This window comes from Microbacterium koreense, assembly GCF_042677105.1.
Lineage (GTDB): Bacteria > Actinomycetota > Actinomycetes > Actinomycetales > Microbacteriaceae > Microbacterium > Microbacterium koreense.
Genome location: NZ_JBHTIM010000001.1, coordinates 2,498,299 through 2,515,904, shown reverse-complemented (window position 1 = coordinate 2,515,904; position 17,606 = coordinate 2,498,299). Strand labels below are relative to the sequence as shown.

Here is a 17,606-nt window from a genome sequence, read left to right as displayed (position 1 = left end):
CGGCGCAACTAGACTGTGCGGGTCATGTCCTCCCACTTCGACTGCCGCGATGAGACGCAGCTGCTCCCCGGATTGCGCGAAGCCCGACGGGCGGTCGCGCGCGGCGAGTTGGTGGTCCTTCCGACCGACACCGTCTACGGTGTCGGTGCCGACGCGTTCAACGCCGCGGCCGTTCAGCGGCTCCTCGATGCGAAGGGCCGGGGGCGGCAGTCGCCGCCGCCCGTCCTCGTGCCGAACACCGAGACGCTGCATGCGCTCGCCGCGGATGTTCCCGAGCCGGTGCGCCTGCTCGTGGACGAGTTCTGGCCCGGGGGACTCACGATCGTGCTGCCGGCCCAGCCGTCGCTGACGTGGGATCTCGGAGAGACGCACGGTACGGTCGCTGTGCGGATGCCCGACCACCGCATTGCACTGGAGCTGCTGGCAGAGACGGGGCCCCTCGCGGTATCGAGCGCGAACCTCACGGGTCGGTCCGCTGCCGTCCTCGTCGATGAGGCGCACGGGATGTTGCGGGACAGCGTCGCCGTGTATCTCGACGGAGGCCCGTCGGCGACGGGAATCGCGTCGACGATCGTGGATGCGACGAGCTTCGTCGGCGGAGAAGCACCGGTGATCCGGGTGCTCCGCGAAGGGGCGATCGATCGTGCGCGCCTGCGTGAGGTGCTCGGCGACATGCTCGAGGCCGACCCGGTCGAGGCCGACGGCGGCGACGCGTGAAGCAGTACGTCTTCACGATCATCCTCACCGCGGCGCTGACGTTCGCGCTCTCGTGGGGGGTGTGGCGCCTCGGCCTGCGCTACAAGCTGCATCCGGGCATCCGTGAACGTGACGTGCACACGACTCCGACGCCACGGCTCGGGGGGATCGCGATGTTCCTGGGTGTCACGGCGGCCTTCCTGCTCTCGTCCGCCAACCCCTTCTTCTCGTTGATATGGGCCCAGCCCGAGCGCATCTGGGCGATCCTCGGGGCGACCTTCCTCATCGTCCTCGTGGGTGTCGCAGACGACCTCTGGGACCTCGATTGGATGATCAAACTCGGCGCGCAGTTTCTCGCCGCGGGCGTGATCGCGTGGTTCGGGGGGCTGCAGATCTATGCCCTGCCGTTGGGCGGACTGACGCTGGTGTCGAGCTGGATGAGCTTCGCGTTGACGGTCTTCGCGATCGTGATCGTGATGAACGCCGTCAACTTCATCGACGGCCTCGACGGCCTCGTCGCCGGCGTCTGTCTCATCGCGAACGTCGTCTTCTTCGCGTACTCGTACCTTCTGGTGCGTGACACGGGCGCGAGCACCTACTTCAATCTGGCCTCGTTCATCGCCGCGGTGCTCATCGGTGTGTGTGTCGGGTTCCTGCCCCTCAACTGGAGCCCCGCGAAGCTGTTCATGGGCGACTCGGGAGCCCTCATGCTGGGTCTGCTCATGGCGACCTCGGCCATCGCGATCACCGGCCAGCTCCAGCCGTCGATGCTCGACCCCGACGAGCTGGGACGCTCGCAGCTGCTGGGTGCGTTCATCCCCATCCTGCTGCCGATCGTGATCGTGCTGTTGCCGCTGCTCGACTTCGGTCTCGCCGTCATCCGCCGCGTCGGCGCCGGAAAATCGCCTTTCTCTCCCGACCGCAAGCACCTTCACCACCGCATGCTCGACATGGGGCATTCCGACCGTGACGCGGTGCTCATCTTCTACGCGTGGACCGCGGTGGTCAGCCTCGCCGTCCTCCTCATGTACATCGGCGCGCAGTCCGATTGGCCGGGGGAGTACCTGCTCGGCGTCGCTTTCGGTGTCGTCGGCGTCGCGGCGTGCCTCGTCTTGACCTTCCTCCCGTCGCGGCGACGGGCGGCAGCCGCATCCGTACCCGCACAACCCGTCCTGGAGGACGCCCGATGAGTCCCAGTCCTGTCTCGAGCACACCGATCCTGCGCACCACGTTGCTGTGGTCTGCGGCGGTCACGGCGCTACTGGCCATCGCCGGCGCGATCATCGGCTACGCCGCCGCCGGCGCGCCGGGTCTGTGGAGCGCGCTGTCCGGTGTCGTTCTCGCTGCGCTCTTCCTCGGGATCACCGGTGCGAGCATTCTCATCGCCAACCGGTGGTACGGCGATCCGCTCTATATCCAACTGTTCTTCGGCATCGTGATGGGCGGCTGGATCCTCAAGCTGATCATCTTCATCGTGGCGCTCCTGGTCCTGCGGGGGCAGCCCTGGATCGAACCGGCGATCTTCTTCATCGCGATCGTCGTCAGCGTTCTGGCGGCACTCGTCATCGATGTCGTCGTGATGTTGCGCCTGCGGATTCCCCACGTCAGCGACGTGTCACTGCCCACAACCGACCCCGAGGAGACTCCGGCGGAGGCCGCAGACGGGTCGGCGGAATCAGGAGGCTCCAAGGTTTGATAGGCTGATCATCGCGCCCGCCGCTCGCCCCGCGAGCACGTGCGGAGTGACGCTCACCGACCATCGTCGCAACGGTCCTGGACCGGTGCCCCGAAGCTGGAGCCAGCGCTGACTAACCAAGCTGCGACCCTGATCGCCCACGCCGCCGCGGACGAGGGACCCGAATTCCACGGCCCGTCCATCACCGAGTTCTTCCCTGAGGCGATCTTCACGATCGGCGGGTTCGAGTTCAACCGGATCCACATGATCCAGCTGCTCGCGACGCTCGCGGTCGTGCTGATCTTCTGGCTCGGCACGCGGCGCATGACCGTCGTCCCCGGACGCTTCCAGAGCGTCGTCGAAATGGGCCTGGACTTCGTGCGGGTCAACGTCGCCGAAGACATCCTCGGCAAGAAGGACGGGCAGCGGTTCCTGCCGATCCTCACGACGCTCTTCTTCATGATCCTGTTCATGAACATCACCGGCGTCATCCCGTTCCTGAACATCGCGGGAACCTCGATCATCGCGGTGCCGTTGCTGCTCGCTGTGGTCAGCTACGTCACGTTCATCTACGCGGGCCTGCGCAAGAGTCCGAAGAACTTCTTCAAGAACTCGCTCTTCCCCTCCGGCGTCCCGCCGTTCCTGTACATCATCGTCACGCCGCTCGAGTTCATCTCGACGTTCATCATCCGGCCGGTGACGCTGACGCTCCGACTCCTCATGAACATGATGGTCGGGCACCTCATGCTCGTCCTGTTCTTCGCAGCGACGCAGTTCTTCCTCCTGGACCTGGGCGGGTGGTGGTCGGCCCTGGCCGCCGGTTCGCTCGCGTTCGGACTGGCGTTCACTCTCTTCGAGATCCTCGTCGCCGTTCTCCAGGCATACGTCTTCACCATCCTCACCGCGGTCTACATCCAGCTCGCGGTGGCTGAAGAGCACTGAGCGGGCAGGCTTTCGCCTTCCCACCCAACCGAAAGGAAACACACCCGTGGACGCAACTACGGTTCTCGCCCAGGTCTCCGGCTCGATCGCGACGGTCGGCTACGGCCTCGCCGCCATCGGCCCGGCCATCGGCGTGGGCATCGTCGTCGGCAAGACGATCGAGGGCGTCGCTCGCCAGCCCGAGCTCGCCGGCCGCCTGCAGGTTCTGATGTGGATCGGTATCGCCTTCACCGAGGCGCTCGCCTTCATCGGCATCGCGACCGCCTTCATCTTCGGCTTCTGATCGCATTTCCCAGACCTAAGGAGACAGGATGCTGAACGCTCTTGTCACGTACGCCGCGGAAGAGGGGGCGGAATACAACCCGCTCATTCCCGCGTGGTACGACATCATCTGGTCCGGTGTCTGCTTCGTCGTCATCCTCGTCGTCTTCTGGAAGGTCGCCCTTCCGAAGATGAAGACGCTGCTCGACGAACGCAGCGCCGCGATCGAGGGCAACATCGCCAAGGCCGACGAGGCCCAGCGAAAGGCCGAGGCCGCGCTCGAGGAGTACACGGCGCAGCTCGCCGATGCCCGCAAGGAAGCCGGTGAGATCCGCGACGCCGCCCGTGAGGACGGCAAGAAGATCGTCGCCGAGGCGAAGGATGCCGCGACCGCCGAGGCCGCGCGCGTCACCGCATCGGCGCACGCGCAGATCGAGGCCGAGCGGCAGACCGCGCTCGTGTCGTTGCGCAGTGAGGTCGGAACGCTCGCGCTCGACCTCGCCGGTGGCGTGATCGGTGAGACCCTTTCGGACGACCAGAAGGCCCAGGCCGTGGTCGACCGCTTCCTCGCCGACCTCGAGGCCTCGGAAGGGGCGAAGGCGTAATGGGCAGCGCGACCACTCAGGCTTCTGCGGCAGCCGGCGCGGCGCTCACCGCCGCGTCGGGGGTCGACCTCACCGTCGCCCGCGAGCTGTTCGCCGCGGCGCGCACCGTGGGTGACTCGTCGCAGCTGAGCGGCGCGCTCGCCGATTCCGCTGCGGCACCCGCCGCGCGGCGCAAGGTCGTCACCGATGTGTTCGGGTCGGCGTTCGCGCCCACGACGATGTCGTTGTTGTCGACGATCGTCGATCAGCGGTGGTCTTCGGCCGCCGACCTGGTCGACGGCATCGAGGAGATCGCGGTGCGCGCAGCGGCTGTGGCGGATTCGTCCGTCGACGTCGAGGGCGAACTGTTCCGCTTCTCGCGCACCGTCGCGGCGAACCCCGAGCTCGAGCTCGCGCTGGGCAGCCGCCTGGGTGACACGTCGGCGAAGGGCACGCTCGTCAGCACGCTGTTGGAGGGACGGGCATCGGACGCGACGACGCTCATCGCTTCGTCACTCGTGCAGCAGCCTCGTGAACGGCGCGTGCGACAGTTGCTCGCTCGTGCCGAACGGCTCGTGGCAGACCAGCGGGGTCGCACGGTGGCCACCGTTGTGACTGCCGTGCCGTTGAGCGAGGCGCAGGCCACCCGCCTGACGGCGACGTTGTCGGCACGGTACGGCAGTGCGGTCGCGCTCAACACGGTCGTCGACCCGTCGGTGGTCGGAGGTCTGCGGGTGCAGATCGCCGACGACGTGATCGACGCGAGTGTCTCGTCGCGGTTGGCGGATCTCCGCCAGCGGCTTGCGGGATAACCATGACTTGCCGTCCGCGCCGCGGACGGAGAATTTCGGGGCCCCGGCCCCACAGAGATCGCAGGGAAACAAAGGGAAGACAATGGCAGAACTGTCAATCAGCCCCGACGTCATCCGTGACGCGCTGAAGGATTTCGTCGCCGCCTACGAGCCCACGGGCGCCGCGGCGACGGAGGTCGGCACCGTCATCGATGCGGCCGACGGCATCGCTCACGTCGAGGGGCTGCCGGGCGTCATGGCCAACGAGCTCGTGGTGTTCGAAGACGGCACGCAGGGTCTGGCCCTGAACCTCGACGAGCACGAGATCGGTGTCGTCGTGCTCGGCGACTTCGCCGGTATCGAAGCGGGTGGCCAGGTCACCCGTACGGGCGAGGTCCTCTCCGTCCCCGTCGGTGACGGCTACCTCGGCCGCGTCGTCGACCCGCTCGGCAACGCGATCGACGGCCTCGGTGAGATCACGCCGCTGGAAGGTCGTCGCGCGCTCGAACTGCAGGCGCCGGGCGTCATGCAGCGTAAGAGCGTGCACGAGCCGCTCCAGACGGGCATCAAGGCGATCGACGCCATGATCCCCGTCGGCCGCGGGCAGCGTCAGCTCATCATCGGTGACCGCCAGACCGGTAAGACGGCGATCGCGCTCGACACGATCATCAACCAGAAGGCGAACTGGGAGTCGGGAGACCCGACCAAGCAGGTGCGGTGCATCTATGTCGCCATCGGTCAGAAGGGTTCGACGATCGCGTCCGTGAAGGGCGCGCTCGAGGACGCCGGCGCGATGGAGTACACGACGATCGTCGCGGCTCCGGCATCCGACCCCGCCGGTTTCAAGTACCTTGCGCCGTACACCGGTTCGGCCATCGGCCAGCACTGGATGTACGACGGCAAGCACGTTCTGATCATCTTCGACGACCTGTCGAAGCAGGCCGAGGCCTACCGTGCCGTGTCGCTCCTGCTACGTCGTCCGCCGGGTCGCGAGGCATACCCCGGTGACGTCTTCTACCTGCACTCGCGTCTGCTCGAGCGCTGCGCCAAGCTCTCGGACGAGCTCGGCGCGGGTTCGATGACGGGTCTTCCGATCATCGAAACCAAGGCGAACGACGTGTCGGCCTACATTCCGACCAACGTCATCTCGATCACCGACGGTCAGATCTTCCTGCAGTCCGACCTCTTCAATGCGAACCAGCGTCCGGCCGTCGACGTCGGTATCTCGGTCTCGCGTGTGGGTGGTGACGCTCAGGTCAAGTCGATCAAGAAGGTGTCGGGAACGCTCAAGCTCGAGTTGTCCCAGTACCGCTCGCTCGAAGCGTTCGCGATGTTCGCGAGTGACCTCGACGCGGCCTCGCGTCGTCAGCTCGCTCGTGGTGCGCGTCTGACCGAACTGCTCAAGCAGCCGCAGTACGACCCGTACCCCGTCGAGGAGCAGGTCGTGTCGATCTGGGCCGGCACGAACGGCAAGCTCGACACCATCGAGGTCGAGGACGTCCTGTCGTTCGAACGCGAACTTCTGGACTACCTCCGCCGCAACACGTCGATCCTCGACACGCTCCGCGAGACCAACGTCCTCGACGACGACACGGTTGCCGAACTGGACAAGAAGACGGATGAGTTCATCCTCGAGTTCCGTGCGGGCAAGGGGCAGGCCATCGCGAAGCCGGGCCACGAAGAGGTCGCGGCTGCCGAGGAGACCGACGTCAACCAGGAGAAGATCGTCAAGGGTCGTCGCTGATAGCGAGGCCGGACAGGAACCATGGGCGCACAACTACGGGTCTACAAGCAGAAGATCAATTCTGCTCAGACGACCAAGAAGATCACGAAGGCGATGGAGCTCATCGCGGCGTCGCGCATTCAGAAGGCGATGGCGCGTGTGCGCGCGTCGTCGCCGTTCGCGCGTGCCGTGACGCGAGCCGTCTCGGCCGTGGCGACCCACTCGAACGTCGAGCACCCGCTGACGACGGAGCGCGAGGTCATCCGCCGATCGGCGGTCGTGATCTTCACGTCCGACCGTGGTCTGGCCGGCGCGTTCAACTCGCAGATCCTCCGCGAGGGCCTCGAGATGGCGGAGCTGTTGCGCCAGCAAGGCAAGGAGCCGGTCTTCTACCTCGTCGGCCGTAAGGCCGTCGGGTACTTCCAGTTCCGTCGGCTGCAGAGCGCCGCGGAGTGGACAGGTGACACCGACACGCCGCACTTCACGACGGCGGAGGAGATCGCGGCGACCTTGCTCGACGCCTACGACCGGGGCGGCGACGACGGTGGCGTCGACGAGATCACGCTCGTCTACAACCGCTTCGTCAGCATGATGACGCAGTCGCCCGAGACGGTGCGTTTGCTCCCGCTGGAGGTCGTGGAGGCCGAGGAAGCCGCTTCCGCGCAGGTTTACCCCCTGTACGAGTTCGAACCGGATGCGGAGGTCGTGCTGGACGCCCTCCTCCCGGTGTACATCCAGAGCCGCGTGTTCAATGCGCTGCTGCAGTCGTCGGCGGCCAAGCACGCCGCGACCCAGAAGGCGATGAAGTCGGCAAGTGACAACGCCGACAAGCTCATCACCGATTACACCCGCTTGCGCAACAACGCCCGCCAGGCCGAGATCACGCAGCAGATCGCGGAGATCGTCGGCGGCGCCGACGCCCTCGCATCGGGCAAGTAGACCCGACGAACAGACACTGTGCCGTCAAGGAACATGAAAGAGAAGAAGCCATGAGCCTCACCGCTGAGAAGACCGCGACCGCGGTCGGTCGCGTCGCGCGCGTCACCGGTCCGGTCGTCGACATCGAGTTCCCTCACGACTCGATCCCCGACATCTACAACGCCCTCACCACGACCGTCACGGTCGAGGGCGTGACGAGCGACATCACGCTCGAGGTCGCCCAGCACCTCGGCGACGACCTCGTCCGTGCGATCTCGCTGAAGCCGACCGACGGCATGGTCCGCGGCCAGGAGGTGCGCGACTCCGGAGGCCCGATCTCGGTGCCCGTCGGCGACGTCACCAAGGGCAAGGTCTTCAACGTCACCGGTGACGTCCTCAACGCCGAGCCGGGCGAGACCGTCGAAGTGACCGAGCGTTGGGGCATCCACCGTCAGGCGCCCAATTTCGACCAGCTCGAGTCGAAGACCACGATGTTCGAGACGGGCATCAAGGTCATCGACCTGCTCACCCCGTACGTGCAGGGTGGAAAGATCGGCCTCTTCGGCGGTGCGGGTGTCGGCAAGACCGTCCTCATCCAGGAGATGATCCAGCGTGTCGCGCAGGACCACGGTGGCGTGTCGGTGTTCGCCGGCGTCGGCGAGCGTACCCGTGAGGGCAACGACCTGATCCACGAGATGGAGGAGGCGGGCGTCTTCGACAAGACGGCCCTCGTCTTCGGCCAGATGGACGAGCCGCCGGGCACGCGTCTTCGCGTCGCGCTGTCGGCACTGACCATGGCCGAGTACTTCCGCGACGTGCAGAAGCAGGACGTGCTGTTGTTCATCGACAACATCTTCCGGTTCACGCAGGCGGGTTCCGAGGTCTCGACGCTTCTCGGCCGTATGCCCTCCGCGGTGGGCTACCAGCCGAACCTCGCCGACGAGATGGGTGTGCTCCAGGAGCGCATCACCTCGACGCGCGGTCACTCGATCACGTCGCTCCAGGCCATTTACGTGCCCGCCGACGACTACACCGACCCGGCCCCGGCCACGACGTTCGCGCACCTCGACGCGACGACCGAGCTCTCGCGTGCGATCGCGTCGCGCGGTCTGTACCCGGCCGTGGACCCGCTCACCTCGACGAGCCGCATCCTCGACCCGCGCTACGTCGGTGAGGACCACTACCGGGTGGCGACCGCTGTCAAGCAGATCCTGCAGAAGAACCAGGAGCTGCAGGAGATCATCGCCATCCTCGGTGTGGACGAGCTCTCGGAGGAGGACAAGGTCGTCGTGTCGCGTGCACGCCGCATCCAGCAGTTCCTCTCGCAGAACACCTACATGGCGAAGAAGTTCACCGGTGTCGAGGGCTCGACGGTTCCGATCAAGGAAACGATCGAGTCGTTCGACGCCATCGTCAAGGGCGACTTCGACCACGTCGCAGAGCAGGCGTTCTTCAACGTCGGTGGCATCTCGGACGTCGAGGCGAACTGGGCGAAGATCCAGAAGGAGAACGGCTGATCATGCCGCTCAACGTGAGCCTCGTCTCCGCCGATGCGGAGGTCTGGTCCGGAGAGGCCTCGATCGTGGTCGCGAAGACCGTGCTCGGCGAGATCGGCTTCATGCCGGGTCACGAGCCCGTGCTGGCGATCCTCGCCGAAGGTCAGGTGCGCATCACCGAGACGTCCGGCACCAAGATCGTCGCCAATGCCCAGGACGGCTTCCTCTCGATGGAGGGCGATGATCTGACCATCGTCGCCGGAAACGCCGCGCTGATCTCCTGATTCGACGCGACATCCTGTTCGTCGCAGCGCCCCGGCCCGGTTCACGGGTCGGGGCGCTGTCGTGTCCCATGCCGTTGGAGTTCGAGGAGACCCATGCAGATCCTGCTTCCGCCCTCTGAGACGAAGCGCCCGGGCGGCAGCCGCCGGGCGCTGGATGTCACGGGGCTGGCGCTCCCGCAGCTGTCGCCGCAGCGGGAGCGGGTCGTCGCCGCGCTCGTAGCGCTGTCCGCGTCCCCCGAGCAGGCGATGGCGGTGTTGAAGCTCAGTGAGCGTCAGCGGGGTGAGGTCGAGGTGAACGCCGCGCTGCGCTCTACGCCCACGATGCCTGCGATCGACCGCTACACAGGCGTCCTGTTCGATGCGATGGATGCGGCATCCCTCGACACCCGCGCACGCCAATGGCTGGGGCGATCGGTGCTGATCCACTCGGCGCCGTTCGGCCCGGTCGGTGCGCTGGATCGGATTCCGGCCTACCGTCTGGGTGCGTCAGCATCTCTCCCCGGTCTGCCTTCGCTGCGCGCGCTGTGGGCGGATGCGGTGACCGCCGCGTTCGCGCAGACGCGGTGGACGTTCACCCTCGATCTGCGCTCCGAAGCGTACGTCGCTCTCGGACCACTTCCGGCTGAGATGTCCTCGGCCTACGTGAGGGTCGTCGCCGACGGGCCGGACGGTCCGCGTGCATTGAACCACTTCAACAAGCACGCCAAGGGTGTGCTGGTGCGCAGACTCGCCGAGGATCGACCGCGGATCGGCAGCCTTGAGGCCTTCATTCGGTGGGCTGAGAGCCGGGGGATCGCTGCGCGTCCAGGCGCGGCAGGCGAGGTCGCCGTCACGGCTTGACGGCGGTTTTGAGCGCGCCCTCGACACGCGCGGGCACTTCGGGGGGCTGACACGCGTGGGTGGCCATCGCTAGCATGTGAGCGGCGGGAGTACCCCGCCGGTGTCCACGACGCGTGGGTGTCGACGACTGTTGCCCGGGGAGGCCGAGCATGACCGACTATTCCGATGTAGGGGCGGGGGCGATCCTCCTCGTCCTTCTGCCGCTCTATCTTCTTTTCATCGCGGCGGGATACATCCTGACCGCATGGTTCCTGATGAAGATCTTCGACAAGGCCGGAGTTCAAGGCAAGTGGCGCGCGTGGGTTCCGCTCTACAACACGCTGATCTTCGCCAAGCTCGGTGACCTCAACCCGTGGTGGTTGCTCATCCTGTGGGGCGGCGGCATCCTTCTCGGATGGATCCCGGTCATCGGCCAGCTGATTCTCCTTGCCGCGGTCGTATACATGGTTCTCGCCGCCTGGCGTGTGGGCCTCAAACTCCAGAAGGAAGCCGTCTGGCTCATCCTCTACATCTTCCTTGCCATCGTGTGGCTCGGAATCAACGCGTTCGACAAGTCGCGCTGGAACCCCGCCGTCGCGCCGGCGCCGTGGGGCAACAGCTTCCTGGCCGACAAGACCGTCTGGTCGGGTGTTCCCGTCCAGCCCGCCGCTCCTGCCGCTCCTGCTCCGGGCGCTTACCCGCCTCCCGCCGGCTACCAGCCTCCCGCCGGCTACCAGCAGCCCCCGGCGCCGCCCGCGGGGTACACCCCGCCGCCGGCACCTCCGGCCGCCGGCGCTCCCACGACGCCTCCGGCGCCGCCCGCGGCGCCTCAGCCGCCGGCAGCCCCTGAGCCGCCGGCCACGGAACCGCCGAGCGCCCAGCCTCCGACAGACGGCGACCAGCCGCCCAAGGCCTGAGAACGAGCTTCGAGGCCCCCTCGCACCGGTGAGGGGGCCTCGATGCGTCCTGCGGCGATAGCGTGGAGGTATGAGCCACGATCTTCCCCTCCGGCGTGTCGGCGCATCCGGACTCCTCGCCTCGGCTGTCGGCTTGGGGTGCAACAACTTCGGTCGCCCCGGCACACGGACCGAATCCGTCGCCGGCACCCGGGCGGTGCTGGACGCTGCGATCGACGCCGGTGTGACGTTCCTCGACACGGCCGACATGTACGGCGCGCAACCCGGGCTGTCCGAGTCGCTCATGGGCGAGGCGCTCCGCGGGCGCCGGGACACGGTGGTGCTGGCCACGAAGTTCGGTCATGAGGGCCGCGACATGGGATATGGGCCCGTCGGCGCCAAAGCGTCTCGCACGTACATCCGACGCGCCGTCGAAGGATCGCTCACTCGACTGCAGACCGATTACATCGACCTCTATCAGGTGCACACGCCCGATCCGGGCACACCGATCGATGAGACCCTCGATGCGCTGTCCGATCTGGTGCGCGAGGGCAAGGTCCGATACATCGGTCACTCGAACTTCGCCGGGTGGCAGATTGCCGAGGCCCACTACGTCGCCGCGAATCGTGCGGGTATCCCGTTCGTGTCGTCGCAGAACCACTACAGCCTGCTCGCGCGGGCGGCCGAGCGCGAGGTGCTGCCGGCGGTGCGCCGCTTCGGCCTCGGATTCTTGCCGTACTTCCCGCTCCACAACGGCCTGCTCACGGGTAAGTTCACGCGCGATCACGCGCCCGCCGATAGCCGCATCATGCGCCAGCGGGAGCACGTCTGGGCGGAGGCGCCGTGGGATGCCCTGGAGTCCTATGCGCAGTTCTGCCGGGACCGTGATATCTCGATGCTCGAGGCGACGTTCGGATGGATGCTCGCCCATCCCGAGATCCCGAGCGTGATCGCCGGTGCCACCAGCCCCGAGCAGGTCACCGCCAACGCGAGGGCTGCCACGGCGTGGCAGCCCGATGCCGACGAGCTCGCCGCACTCGATGCGTTGTTCCCGTTGGTCGATGATCCCGCGGCGCGGGTGTGACGCGGGCGGCCGGCGATGAACCCACTAGAGTATGAAGACGCCGGTCTGCCGCTCGTGGCGGATCGCGCCGAACGGCAGACGGGGGAGGTCAACGGCGTGTCCGAGATTTCCGCCCGCTCCCGCGTGGAGACCACGTCCGGCGGTGATGTGGTTCTCGACTGGGCATCGGTGACCCATCAAGGCCGTCGCCGCGAGGTCAATCAGGACGCCGTCCTCGCGCACTATCCGCTCTTCGTCGTGGCAGACGGCATGGGCGGCCACATCGGCGGCGAGATCGCCAGCGCCTCGGCAGTGGATCGCCTTCGCGAGGTCGCCGAGTCCGGCCAGGTCTCGCCGCGCACGATCGAGAAGGCCCTGGGGCGCGCGGTCAAGGACATCGCGGCCCACCCCGAGACCACCGACGACGGCACGGGGACGACCGTGACGGGGGTCTTCCTCGACACCAGCGGCGAGGTGCCCCACTGGGTGACGCTCAACATCGGCGATTCGCGGGTGTACGTCGTGCGTGAAGGAGCGATCGTCCAGATCACGACCGATCATTCGGTGGTGCAGGAGCTCATCGCGGCTGGGCGCCTGAGCCCCGAAGAGGCCGAAAACCATCCGTACGGCAATGTCATCACCCGCGCTCTCGGACCGAGTAACGGCGTCACCCCCGACTATGTGCGTCTGGACGTCCTCGATGGTGACCGGTTCGTCATCTGCTCGGACGGGCTCACGAAAGAGCTGACCGACTACGGCATCCAGCACTTCCTCTCCGAGAACGCCGATCCGAGTGACGCGGTGCGCGCGATGCTCGATGCGGCCCTGGAGAACGGTGGCCGGGACAACATCACCGTGATCGTCCTCGACGTCGAGTTCGCCTCCTCCCCAGACGAGGACTGATCGCGGTCATCCCCAATCGTCGCGGCGACGTCCCGCAGGTCCGGGCGACGCGCTGACATGGTGATGTGTCTCCACCGTTCTTCGCTCCACGCCGGGTCGCCGACCTCCATCGGCAGGCTGAGCCGCCCGCCGAGCCCACTGCGCGGACAACGGATTCGACGCCGGACGACGAGCCACTGACGCTTCCGGACCCATGGACGCCTCCACGGCGCCCGCCGTTCCCGCTCGTCGCAGCCACCGTTCCGGTCATCGGCGCGGTTGTGCTGTGGCTCGTCACCGGTTCCTTCTACGCGCTGTTGCTCGCAGGCCTCGGGCCGTTGATCGCGATCGCCGGTGTCGTCGATCATCGGCGTGGCGCGCGGCGGGATCGTCGTGTCGCGGAGAGGGAGGCAGCGCGAGCGCGCCGCCGTGTCTCGGACGCGGTGCGCGCGCGGCACGATCGAGAGCGCGCTCGGCGGCGCGCCCGACATCCCGACGCGCTGCGTTACCTCACACGCGAGGACGACATCTGGCGAGCCGTGTCCGAACGGCGTGACGGCCTCGTGGTGGGAGAAGGCGAGACTGCCAGCGCTGTGCGGGTGACAGGCGGGGGCGACGAGCCGGAGTCCAGGTCTATCCGTGCGGCGGCCTTGCGCCTCGTCGAGGCGCCTGTCGTCGTGGCGGCGGGGCGAGGCATCGTCGTGACGGGGGCCGAGATCCCGGCGGCCGCCGTGCACCGCGCACTCATCCTTCAACGCTGCCTCGCGGTGCCACCAGGAGACCTGCGGATCGTGGGAAACGTCCCTGATGGTGAGGAGTGGATCGAGTCGTTGCCGCACCGCCACGCCACAACGGGCACCGCGCTCGCCGTTCACGCGGATCTGAGGGACGCCCGCGCTGACGAGATGCTCGTGCGGGTGCCGCGCGACGGCACGCTCCCACCTGAGTGCGCCGTCGTGCTGACAGTCGACTCGCCGATGCGAGCGAGGCTCGACGACGGGGAGTGCACGACAACGCTCGCCGTCGAAGCGATCAGCGTGGTGCAGGCCGAGGTGGTTGCGGCCGATCTGTCCGAGCGGGCCGCGCGCACCGGGCGGATCGCCGTGGGTGACGATGCGCCGGTGGCCTGGGCGTCGATTCCACACGAAACCGCAGCCGGCGAGCGAGGGGGACTCACCGCGGTGCTGGGAACCGATCGGGACCGCGCCGTCACCGTCGACCTCGTCCACGATGGCCCGCACGCCGTCGTCGCGGGAGTGACGGGAGCAGGCAAGAGCGAGCTGTTGATCACCTGGATCCTGTCGCTTGCCGCCGTCCACTCCCCGCGTGAGGTCAGCTTCCTCCTCGCCGACTTCAAGGGCGGGACGGCGTTCGACGGTTTGCGCGAGTTGCCGCACGTGACGGGCGTGATCACCGACCTCGACGGCGCGGGGGCGCTGCGGGCCATCGAGAGCCTCAACGCCGAGATGCGGTGGCGTGAACGGGAGTTCGGTCGCCGAGCGGCGCGGGACATCAGCGACGCCCGTGTGGACATCCCGCGGCTCGTCGTCGTCGTCGACGAGTTCGCGGCATTGCTCGCCGGGCACCCTGAGCTCCAGGCGGTCTTCTCAGATGTCGCCGCGCGTGGGCGTGCGCTGGGAGTGCATCTCATCCTCGGGACCCAGCGCGTCGCCGGAGTCATCCGCGACGGGTTGCTTGCCAACTGCCCGCTGAGGATCAGCCTGCGCGTGACGGATGCCGCCGACAGCCGCGCGGTCATAGGGGTCGAGGACGCGGCGTTGCTTCCGGGATCCGCGGATTCGAGAGGCATGGCCCTCGTCCGCGCGGCCGCAGACAGCACGCCGCAGCGACTGCGCGTCGCGCTCAGCACGCCCGATGACGTCGCGCAGGTCGCCGCCGCGTGCGTGGGGGCGGCACCGGCGCGGCGACCATGGCTTCCCCCCTTGCCGGCATCCGTGAGTCTCGCGGAGCTCCTCTGCGCGCCGGATGCCGTCGCCTCGGAACTCGTTGTCGGCCTGGCGGACGAGCCGGATCGGCAGCGGCAGCGCGCGATCGGTCTGTCCTCGGGGGAGCGTGGACTGCTGGTGGTCGGCGGACCCGGCGCGGGGAAGTCTGTCACGCTCGAGACGCTCGCGTCGCAGTCGTCGGGATCCGTTCGCGTCCCGGCGACTGCGGAAGCGCTCTGGGACACGATGGCCCACCTCGACGCCACGCCACCCCGCGGCGCCGTCGTCGTGATCGATGACATCGACACGATCGCGACACGCCTGCCCGCCGATCACGCCCAGATCGTCTTCGAGCGGATCGAGCGGCTGGTGAGAGAAGCCGGGACGACGGGCATCGTCGTCGTGGTGGCGACGCAGCGTCTCACCGGGCCCGTCGCGCGTATCGTCGACCTGCTTCCGCGCAGACTGATCCTCGCCACGACGTCGCGCGCGGAACACATCGCCGCCGGGGGAGACCCGGCCCATTACGCGCCTGCATCACCGCCGGGCCGCGGAAGATGGGACGGGCTGGCGGTCCAGGTCGCTCAGAGCACGCCTGATTCGAGCGAAGCGAGGCCGGTCGTCGACGCCGACAGATGGTTTCCGCGACGGCACCTGACGGGATTCGTCACCCGGCGCATGGCCGCGGCGCGAGGAATCCTGGAGGCGTGGGCCGCGCGCGGCATCCGAATCGTGAGCGTCGACGATTACCGAGCCGATCCCACGGTCGCAGGCGAGGAACTGCTGGTGGTCGTCGGTGACCCGGACGAATGGCAGCGTGAGTGGCGATTGCTCGGCGCCGTGCGTGCCGACCATGATCTCGTCATCGACACGTCGTGTGCTGCGGACTACCGGATGCTCGCCGCGTCTCGCGACATTCCTCCGTACGCCGGCCCCGGCGGGCGGGCGTGGTTGCTCAGTTGTGGTGAGGACGCCGTGCGGATCGTCCTTCCGGACCCTCACCTTCGGTCGGAGCGTCATGCGTCGGTGTCTTGACGGGATGAGGGGGCCACCATACGTTCAGCTTGTGGTTACAACGCCGATCCATCTGAACCGTCCCGAGGGTAAGGGTCTTGCCGCCGGAACCCTGGGGTTGTGGGGATCGACGGTGATCGGTCTCGCCTCCACGGCGCCGGTCTACTCGCTCGTCGCGACGCTGGGCTTCGTCGTGCTCGCTGTGGGCGCGCAAGCGCCCATCGCGTTCGTCATAGCCTTCATCCCGATGCTCTTCATCGCCTTCGCGTATCGCGAGCTCAACAATGCCGTGCCCGACTGCGGGACGACGTTCACCTGGGGCACGAAGGCCTTCGGCCCCTGGGTCGGCTGGATGGGCGGGTGGGGCGTCGCGGTGGCGGGCATGGTCGTCCTCGCGAACCTCGCGCAGATCGGCGGTATCTATCTGTGGGCGCTGGTCGACGGGATCATCGGCAGCTCCGACGACGCGCTCCTCGCTGAGAACGTGCCGTTGGTGACAGCCACCGGTGTGGTGTTCATCGCGCTCATGACGTACGTGTCGTGGCGCGGAACCGAAATCGGTGAGCGGCTGCAGAACATCCTGCTGGCCATCCAGTACCTCGCCCTCGCCATCTTCGTCATCGCTGCGCTGTGGCAGTACTTCGGCGGAACGGCGCCGAACCCGACGCCCTTCGACTGGGCATGGTTCAACCCCTTCGGCTTTGCGGAGTGGAGCGGCTTCACCGAGGCGATCCTGCTCGCCCTGTTCATCTACTGGGGATGGGACACGTGCCTCGCGCTCAACGAGGAGACCAAAGATCCCAAGCGGATCCCCGGTCTGGCCGCGCTCCTGACGTGCGTTCTGCTGCTGTTCACCTACGTCTCGGTCACCGTCGCCGCGATGATGTATGCCGGGCTCGGCGAAACCGGAACGGGACTGGGCAACGAAGCCAACGCCGACGACTTCTTCCTCGCGATCAAGGACGGCCTCCTCGGACCGTTCGGGTGGGTGCTCGTCGTCGCCGTCCTCATCTCGGCGGTCTCGTCTACCCAGACCACCATCCTGCCGACCGCTCGCGGGACGCTCTCGATGGCCGTCTACCGCGCGTTGCCCGCGAAGTTCAAGACGGTCCACCCGCGGTACAAGACGCCGTCGTTCTCGACCCTCGTGATGGGCATCGTCGCCTCGATCTACTACATCGGGATGACCCTGATCAGCGACAACATCCTGCAGGACTCCATCCTGTCCCTCGGTCTTGCGATCGCGTTCTACTACGCCATCACCGGCTACGCGTGCGTCTGGTACTTCCGCAAGGAACTCTTCACCTCAGCGCGCAACGTCGTCTACAAGTTCCTGTTGCCGCTACTCGGGGCGCTGATGCTCACGTACGCCTTCATCCAGTCGGCGATCGACATGTACGACGTCGACTACGGATACACCGTGTTGTTCGGCATCGGCGGCACCTTCGTCGTCGGTGTGGGCGCGCTCGCGATCGGCGTGGTCCTGATGTTCGTCTGGTTCCTGTTCCCGCGGTCCCAGCGCTTCTTCCGCGGCGAGAGCCTCAACCGTGACACGCCGGTGATGGTCCCGGATGCGCCGGGAGAGCTCACTCGCTCGATCGACGGTGGAGTCTGAC

The 17,606-nt window shown here is 67.3% G+C and carries 17 protein-coding genes; all 17 read left to right on the top strand.

What is annotated here, in order from left to right; genetic code table 11:
• The first annotated feature begins 24 nt into the window (after window positions 1-24).
• The 17 genes from ACFQZV_RS11860 (at window position 25) to ACFQZV_RS11780 (ending at window position 17,605) form a co-directional block, all read left to right on the top strand.
• Window positions 25-717, top strand: coding sequence for an L-threonylcarbamoyladenylate synthase (locus ACFQZV_RS11860; RefSeq protein WP_378754150.1), 693 nt, complete (start codon window positions 25-27; stop codon window positions 715-717).
• Complete coding sequence (locus ACFQZV_RS11855) at window positions 714-1,886, top strand: MraY family glycosyltransferase (protein WP_378754148.1); 1,173 nt, start codon at window positions 714-716, stop codon at window positions 1,884-1,886. Before ACFQZV_RS11860 ends, ACFQZV_RS11855 begins: the two co-directional genes overlap by 4 nt.
• A complete protein-coding gene (locus ACFQZV_RS11850) occupies window positions 1,883-2,392 on the top strand; it encodes a hypothetical protein (RefSeq protein ID WP_378754146.1) in 510 nt (169 codons plus the stop codon). The genes ACFQZV_RS11855 and ACFQZV_RS11850 overlap by 4 nt, the downstream gene beginning before the upstream one ends.
• A 129-nt stretch (window positions 2,393-2,521) precedes the next feature.
• Window positions 2,522-3,313: a F0F1 ATP synthase subunit A gene (atpB, locus tag ACFQZV_RS11845; protein WP_378754160.1), complete on the top strand. Its 792-nt coding sequence runs from the start codon at window positions 2,522-2,524 to the stop codon at window positions 3,311-3,313.
• Window positions 3,314-3,359: 46 nt separating this feature from the next.
• The gene (atpE, locus tag ACFQZV_RS11840) at window positions 3,360-3,596 is read left to right on the top strand and encodes an ATP synthase F0 subunit C (protein ID WP_141933324.1); all 237 of its coding nucleotides are present in this window, start codon (window positions 3,360-3,362) and stop codon (window positions 3,594-3,596) included.
• Between the two features lie 28 nt (window positions 3,597-3,624).
• Complete coding sequence (locus tag ACFQZV_RS11835; RefSeq protein WP_378754143.1) at window positions 3,625-4,179, top strand: F0F1 ATP synthase subunit B; 555 nt, start codon at window positions 3,625-3,627, stop codon at window positions 4,177-4,179.
• Window positions 4,179-4,970 carry a F0F1 ATP synthase subunit delta gene (locus tag ACFQZV_RS11830; RefSeq protein ID WP_378754141.1) on the top strand — a complete coding sequence of 264 codons (792 nt, stop codon included), beginning with the start codon at window positions 4,179-4,181 and terminating at the stop codon, window positions 4,968-4,970. Before ACFQZV_RS11835 ends, ACFQZV_RS11830 begins: the two co-directional genes overlap by 1 nt.
• An 82-nt stretch (window positions 4,971-5,052) precedes the next feature.
• Window positions 5,053-6,693: a F0F1 ATP synthase subunit alpha gene (gene atpA / locus ACFQZV_RS11825; protein WP_378754139.1), complete on the top strand. Its 1,641-nt coding sequence runs from the start codon at window positions 5,053-5,055 to the stop codon at window positions 6,691-6,693.
• A gap of 21 nt (window positions 6,694-6,714) precedes the next feature.
• The gene (locus ACFQZV_RS11820; RefSeq protein WP_378754137.1) at window positions 6,715-7,611 is read left to right on the top strand and encodes a F0F1 ATP synthase subunit gamma; all 897 of its coding nucleotides are present in this window, start codon (window positions 6,715-6,717) and stop codon (window positions 7,609-7,611) included.
• Window positions 7,612-7,661: 50 nt separating this feature from the next.
• Window positions 7,662-9,107 (top strand): F0F1 ATP synthase subunit beta, encoded by a 1,446-nt coding sequence (gene atpD, locus ACFQZV_RS11815; protein WP_378754135.1) that lies wholly within the window; start codon window positions 7,662-7,664, stop codon window positions 9,105-9,107.
• 2 nt (window positions 9,108-9,109) lie between these two features.
• Complete coding sequence (locus ACFQZV_RS11810) at window positions 9,110-9,370, top strand: F0F1 ATP synthase subunit epsilon (RefSeq protein WP_378754133.1); 261 nt, start codon at window positions 9,110-9,112, stop codon at window positions 9,368-9,370.
• A gap of 93 nt (window positions 9,371-9,463) precedes the next feature.
• Window positions 9,464-10,210, top strand: coding sequence for a YaaA family protein (locus ACFQZV_RS11805; protein WP_378754131.1), 747 nt, complete (start codon window positions 9,464-9,466; stop codon window positions 10,208-10,210).
• 149 nt (window positions 10,211-10,359) lie between these two features.
• Window positions 10,360-11,106 (top strand): large exoprotein, encoded by a 747-nt coding sequence (locus ACFQZV_RS11800; protein WP_378783322.1) that lies wholly within the window; start codon window positions 10,360-10,362, stop codon window positions 11,104-11,106.
• Between the two features lie 70 nt (window positions 11,107-11,176).
• Window positions 11,177-12,169: an aldo/keto reductase gene (locus tag ACFQZV_RS11795; RefSeq protein ID WP_378753808.1), complete on the top strand. Its 993-nt coding sequence runs from the start codon at window positions 11,177-11,179 to the stop codon at window positions 12,167-12,169.
• Window positions 12,170-12,265: 96 nt separating this feature from the next.
• Complete coding sequence (locus ACFQZV_RS11790; RefSeq protein WP_378753816.1) at window positions 12,266-13,051, top strand: PP2C family protein-serine/threonine phosphatase; 786 nt, start codon at window positions 12,266-12,268, stop codon at window positions 13,049-13,051.
• A gap of 65 nt (window positions 13,052-13,116) precedes the next feature.
• The gene (locus ACFQZV_RS11785) at window positions 13,117-16,011 is read left to right on the top strand and encodes an FtsK/SpoIIIE domain-containing protein (RefSeq protein ID WP_378753806.1); all 2,895 of its coding nucleotides are present in this window, start codon (window positions 13,117-13,119) and stop codon (window positions 16,009-16,011) included.
• Between the two features lie 31 nt (window positions 16,012-16,042).
• Window positions 16,043-17,605 carry an APC family permease gene (locus tag ACFQZV_RS11780; RefSeq protein WP_378753804.1) on the top strand — a complete coding sequence of 521 codons (1,563 nt, stop codon included), beginning with the start codon at window positions 16,043-16,045 and terminating at the stop codon, window positions 17,603-17,605.
• Window position 17,606: the final 1 nt, after the last annotated feature.

Coding starts and splice junctions, on each gene's coding strand:
- ACFQZV_RS11795 (WP_378753808.1), top strand. CDS start 11,177: ATGAGCCACGATCTTCCCCTCCGGCGTGTCGGCGCATCCGGACTCCTC.
- ACFQZV_RS11810 (WP_378754133.1), top strand. CDS start 9,110: ATGCCGCTCAACGTGAGCCTCGTCTCCGCCGATGCGGAGGTCTGGTCC.
- ACFQZV_RS11805 (WP_378754131.1), top strand. CDS start 9,464: ATGCAGATCCTGCTTCCGCCCTCTGAGACGAAGCGCCCGGGCGGCAGC.
- ACFQZV_RS11860 (WP_378754150.1), top strand. CDS start 25: ATGTCCTCCCACTTCGACTGCCGCGATGAGACGCAGCTGCTCCCCGGA.
- ACFQZV_RS11830 (WP_378754141.1), top strand. CDS start 4,179: ATGGGCAGCGCGACCACTCAGGCTTCTGCGGCAGCCGGCGCGGCGCTC.
- ACFQZV_RS11800 (WP_378783322.1), top strand. CDS start 10,360: ATGACCGACTATTCCGATGTAGGGGCGGGGGCGATCCTCCTCGTCCTT.
- ACFQZV_RS11850 (WP_378754146.1), top strand. CDS start 1,883: ATGAGTCCCAGTCCTGTCTCGAGCACACCGATCCTGCGCACCACGTTG.
- atpA (WP_378754139.1), top strand. CDS start 5,053: ATGGCAGAACTGTCAATCAGCCCCGACGTCATCCGTGACGCGCTGAAG.
- ACFQZV_RS11820 (WP_378754137.1), top strand. CDS start 6,715: ATGGGCGCACAACTACGGGTCTACAAGCAGAAGATCAATTCTGCTCAG.
- atpD (WP_378754135.1), top strand. CDS start 7,662: ATGAGCCTCACCGCTGAGAAGACCGCGACCGCGGTCGGTCGCGTCGCG.
- ACFQZV_RS11835 (WP_378754143.1), top strand. CDS start 3,625: ATGCTGAACGCTCTTGTCACGTACGCCGCGGAAGAGGGGGCGGAATAC.